The sequence below is a fragment of the Sphingomonas sp. 66-10 genome (assembly GCF_001897045.1).
Lineage (GTDB): Bacteria > Pseudomonadota > Alphaproteobacteria > Sphingomonadales > Sphingomonadaceae > Sphingomonas > Sphingomonas lycopersici.
This window is the reverse complement of record NZ_MKRR01000053.1, coordinates 6,728-11,374: the sequence shown is the minus strand read 5'-3', so window position 1 is coordinate 11,374 and position 4,647 is coordinate 6,728. Positions and strand designations below refer to the sequence as shown.

Sequence of the window (4,647 nt, the reverse complement as noted above, 5' to 3'; positions counted from 1 at the left end):
GGCCTGAACAGGAGGGCGAGCAATGAGCAGATCTGACCGATGCACCAATCCGTCTGCCGAATTCTGCCTGAATAGCTCTAGATTGCGGGGGAGTGTGTCGGATGATCAGTGAAGCCAGCGTGCGGCGCGCGATCAATCATCTCGGTGCGCTCGGTGACACCGACCTTTTCCCGCGGCTACCCGAGATGCGTTGCTTTCTCGAGCGCCCCGGCGCGATCGCGAAGGACTGCGAAAAGCTCAACATTGGCCAGTACGCGCCGACTGGACCGGTCGAAACACTCACTCCGAAATCCTGGCTGGGTTTTCGCATTGCCCATCAGCTCACGGCGTCGGACAATGTGATTTATCTGGCGGCGTTGCTTGACTGCGCGCCCCATCTCGAAGCCGTGCGCCTTCCCAAAGACGACAATGAGGCGTTCGCGTACCGCTATATCGAAGGCGAGACGATCCGAATCTTCGAGGGAGCGCGCGGCTACCATCAATGGCTCGCGCATCTGTCGGACTTTGGCGGGCCGGATAATCCGTTCGCCGAGGATCGACCCGCTATCGCCACCGACATCTCTGATTTCTATCAGCGTATTTATTTCCACCGCATCGAGAATGTCCTGCAGGACGCCGGATGCCCGAAAGGCCCCGCAGAACTGATCAAGAAGGTGATCAAGACGTCCCGGGCGCGGCAATCCTACGGGCTTCCGGTGGGCACCGCCGCGTCTCGGCTGCTGGCGGAATGCCTACTGCACGACACCGACATGCTGCTCAAGAATATGGGGGTGAAGTTCACCCGCTACGTCGATGACTTTCGGATCGCTGTGCCGCCGGGCATGGAAGCTCATTCGATTCTCTGTCGGATCGCTGAGCATCTGATGGTGACCGAGGGACTGTCGCTCAACGTCACCAAGACGAAGCTGACGAGCGTTCAGGACATCGAAAAGGGCTCGAAGGCGCGGCTGCAGGACGTCTTCACCTCAGTCGAACTGGAGAAGATGCAGGCCTTCATCTCGCTTAGCTATGGCGATGACGACGAGCCGATTGACGACGATGCAATCTCTAACCCGTTCCTGACCTCGTCGATCCTGCAGCAACGGCTGGATACGATCGGGGACAAGAAGGAGATCGATCTCTCTGTGTTCAAGGGAATCCTGCGTGCCCTGCGGTTTCTCCCCGACATCGATGCGATGAACCTCATCGAGAAACACGCTGACCTCCTCTACTATGTCCCGCGGGAATTCTGCCTAGTGCTCAACGCCGCGTCCAAACAGGCCGACTTCGCAGCCGATGCGGTCAAGAAGCGGGTGCTTGAGCTATTGGCCCTGCCCCCGTTCGCGGACCTCGCCTATGTCCGAGCCTGGCTGCTCAATCTTTTTGTCGATGGGACGCTGCCGGTCTTGCTACGCGACTGGAACGGATACGATTTCGGCAGGAGCATCATCGAGCGCCGCGCCCAGTTCTTCCTTCGTGGCATAGCGGCCGATCGCCCCTTCTTTCGTGCCCTCAAGACCCAGCTTGGATCACTGAGTGAATGGGACAAGCCGGCCGCGCTCATGTCCGCCATGTGTCTGCCGCTCGACGAGTATAAGAACTGGCTGGCGAGCGCCGTGGACCAGCTCGCCACACCATTCGCTGCGACCTACACGGCATGGTTGCGGGACAATCACGGTCAATTGTCGAAGTTACTGTCCGAGCCGCAGCGCCCCGTTTGTACAGGTCTCTGAAAATCAGCAGCCAGTCTGTCTGTCGATATGACGACCGTGCCGACGTGAGCGAATGTCGGCTTTCGGGATCAGTTTCGGGCCAGACGAACGGCCGAGATGAGGCGCAAAGCAGCAGGATCGCCATCGGCCGACCAAGCTCCTCCCGCTCATATCAAGCCGCAATTCCCACCCGCCGGGAATGTCCATTTCCGCCGCGACCTTTCACTGGCGAAGGGCTGTAGGAACAGCCTTCGCGACTTTCATTCATGAGCGCGATAGAGCATCGGCGCGCGCACCCATTCGTCGATGGCGGCCTCACGCCACCCGCTGCAGCGCCCCGCGATGCGAATATTCCTCGGGAAGGTCCCCTCGTCCATTTTTCGGTAGATGGTCGATCGGCTGAGTCCGGTACGGTCGACTACGGCGGGGAGACGAAGGATGCGGCCTGGTCCGTCGATCATGTTGTCCTCCTGGCGCTGGTTTGCGTTAAAAATGGGGGCGACATCGGCACGCTCATCGCTTCGCGTCTTCGCCGGACGGCGGCATGAGGCGTGCGATCACCCCGCCCTTTGCAATCCGTTGCTCGACCAGATCGAGCAGCGCCGCATAGCGCTGACGGCCACTCAGCGCGGTCGGCTCGTCAAACGTCGGCTGATGAGCCACCAACGTCAGCTGGTGCTGCACGAACACACCAACCAGCTCAGTAACCGCATCGAGCTTGCGCTCGATCCGGGCGGATATCCGGCTCTGCCGATCAAGACGGGGACCGAACCGCTGATCGAGTTCGTTCCCTGCTTTGCGATCGAGCCAGTCCTTGAGGGCATCGGTGAGGATCGCGGTTTTCGAAGCGCCCGGCGCCGCGGCCAGCATGTCGAGCCGGCGCGACAGATCATCGGGAAGATAGAACTGATGCCGGATCCTGCGCGTGTTCATGGAGCTGACGCCCGTTGCCTGATGATCGATAGGCCGGGATCATCCCACGATACGGGGGCTCGAAAAATTACGGTTGAGACGCGCCGCGACGCAGCGGAGCGACACAGAGCGCCAGATTTCAGATACTACCGATCGAAAGCCCGCGCGAGCGTCCGATCTGCCAGTCGGTCGAATCGCCGCGCGCTATCCCCGATACCTGCTTGCCGATCGCGCGCTCGAGAACCGGGCGCCACGGCACAAGCGTGAACTCGCGCGTTTTCTCGATCAATGCGTAGCGCTTTTCGCCGATCTCCAGCGCCCGCGTCACCTTGCCCTCGATCCGGTCACCGGATTTGGACTCCGCGAATTTCAAGCCAAGCTCGCCACTCAGCTGCGCCGCGGTCCGCCGCAGCTCGCGTTGCTCCAGCGCGTCGGTGAGCCCCGTGTCGAACCGGGCCGCGCCACCTTCGATCGTGATGAGCTGTTGCGCGGCAAGCCAGCGGACGCGGGCATCGAGCGCTTTGCGCACCTCGGCACCGAACCCGCGCTGCAATTCCGTGGGCTGGTCGCTGGTCAGTTCGCGATCAAGCCAGGTCGCGCCATCATGACCAATAAGCTGCTCAAGCGGTTTGCTGGACAGCGTATCGATGATCACCGGGCTCCGGTCGGCAACACTGCGCTCATAGGCTTCGGCGCGTTCGAGATGATCGGGGGCGATGACCCAGGTGCCATCGGGTTCGCGGGTTACGCCCCCGGTCGCGCGCCGGATCGCCTCAAGCCGGCGAAGATGGCGCTCGGCGAAGGCCGCTGTTGCCGTGGGGTCATGCCGGAGGTGCGCGTCGACATCATATCGCCCGTCATTGGCGGCGGCGACCGCAGCCACGGTGCGATCGACCCCGCGCGCGGCGACCGGCCGCCCGGTGATGCGGACGATGCCATTGTCGGGAATAGCCTCAGCGTCTGATCCGATCCCGACATAATGGAGCCGGCCGTCGGTCGCATCGACGATCAGATAATGGCGGTCGGCATGTTCGTCAGCGATGCCGCGCTCGACCACCCGGCCGACGAGGGGCGGTGCATCGCCCTCACGCGGATCATGGATCGCATAGTCGGCGGGTGAACGGGCGAGATGCCCGTCGCTCATCGCGCGCTGCATCGTGCGGATGATATCGCCCTGCTCACCCATCCGGCACAGGATCGGTTCGAGATTGCTGTCGAGCGTCCAACTGCCGGGTCGCTCCTCACTCGCAAGGCCAAGCTGCGCCAGTGCGCGCAGCCGCCCGGCGCGCAGCGACTGCTCGGCTGGATCGCGATGCACGGCGCGCACGAGTCCATCTTCATCGATCGAGCGGAGCAGGCGGCGGTCGATGCCAGTGAAGCGATGCTGGTCGATCTCATTGCGGCAGGCCGCGTCGATCTCGGCATCGGTACGTGGGCCAAGGTCGAGGTTGACCAGTTCGGCGGCGCGCTCGCGCAACCCATGGCTGAGATAATCGCGGGCAATGACGAGATCCTTGCCGCGTTCGTCTTTCCCCCGGACGATGATGTGGGTGTGGGGATGGCCGGTGTTGAAGTGATCGACCGCCACCCAGTCGAGCTTCGTGCCAAGGTCATGCTCGATCTGCATCATCAGCCGGCGGGTGAGCGACTTCAGATCGTCATAGGCTGCGCCATCTTCGGGTGAGACGATGAAACGGAACTGATGGCGATCGCCGGCCTGGCGTTCGTGGAACGCGCGCCCGTCGGCGATATCGTGATCGGTGCCGTAGAGTGCGCCGCGCTCACCCTCGCGGGTGACGCCATCACGCTGAAGATAGCGCAGGTGCGCGCGGGCCGCGCCCATCCCCTTGCCACCAAGTTTGACGATGCGAGCCTTGACGATGACCCGACGTGCGCGAAAGCCGGGCGAACGATCGCGGGTCGACAGCACGCGGCCAACCCCTGCTCCGCGCCCGATCCGGACACCGGTGAAGCGCCGCTCGCCACCCCCACCCAACTTCCTGCCGGCGCGATTACCGGCGATGCGCAACTGGTGACGCAGCGG

The 4,647-nt window shown here is 62.8% G+C and carries 4 protein-coding genes; 1 reads left to right on the top strand and 3 read right to left on the bottom strand.

Annotation, left to right across the window (positions count from 1 at the left end):
• The first annotated feature begins 101 nt into the window (after positions 1-101).
• Positions 102-1,712, top strand: a complete 1,611-nt coding sequence (locus BGN95_RS05790) for an RNA-directed DNA polymerase (RefSeq protein WP_286771930.1) — start codon at positions 102-104, stop codon at positions 1,710-1,712.
• Positions 1,713-1,951: 239 nt separating this feature from the next.
• Here the strand turns inward: BGN95_RS05790 and BGN95_RS05785 are convergent, their stop codons facing one another.
• The 3 genes from BGN95_RS05785 to rlxS all read right to left on the bottom strand — a co-directional run bounded on the left by BGN95_RS05785 (position 1,952) and on the right by rlxS (position 4,599).
• The gene (locus BGN95_RS05785; protein WP_286771929.1) at positions 1,952-2,152 is read right to left on the bottom strand and encodes a helix-turn-helix transcriptional regulator; all 201 of its coding nucleotides are present in this window, start codon (positions 2,150-2,152) and stop codon (positions 1,952-1,954) included.
• A 52-nt stretch (positions 2,153-2,204) separates the two neighbouring features.
• Positions 2,205-2,624, bottom strand: coding sequence for a YlcI/YnfO family protein (locus BGN95_RS05780; RefSeq protein ID WP_286771928.1), 420 nt, complete (start codon positions 2,622-2,624; stop codon positions 2,205-2,207).
• A gap of 118 nt (positions 2,625-2,742) precedes the next feature.
• On the bottom strand, positions 2,743-4,599 hold the full coding sequence (rlxS, locus tag BGN95_RS05775; protein WP_286771931.1) for a relaxase/mobilization nuclease RlxS: 1,857 nt from the start codon (positions 4,597-4,599) through the stop codon (positions 2,743-2,745).
• Positions 4,600-4,647: the final 48 nt, after the last annotated feature.

Excerpts from the sequence above, each read along its gene's own strand:
- BGN95_RS05790 (WP_286771930.1), top strand. The coding sequence starts at position 102 with ATGATCAGTGAAGCCAGCGTGCGGCGCGCGATCAATCATCTCGGTGCG.
- BGN95_RS05780 (WP_286771928.1), bottom strand. The coding sequence starts at position 2,624 with ATGAACACGCGCAGGATCCGGCATCAGTTCTATCTTCCCGATGATCTG.
- BGN95_RS05785 (WP_286771929.1), bottom strand. The coding sequence starts at position 2,152 with ATGATCGACGGACCAGGCCGCATCCTTCGTCTCCCCGCCGTAGTCGAC.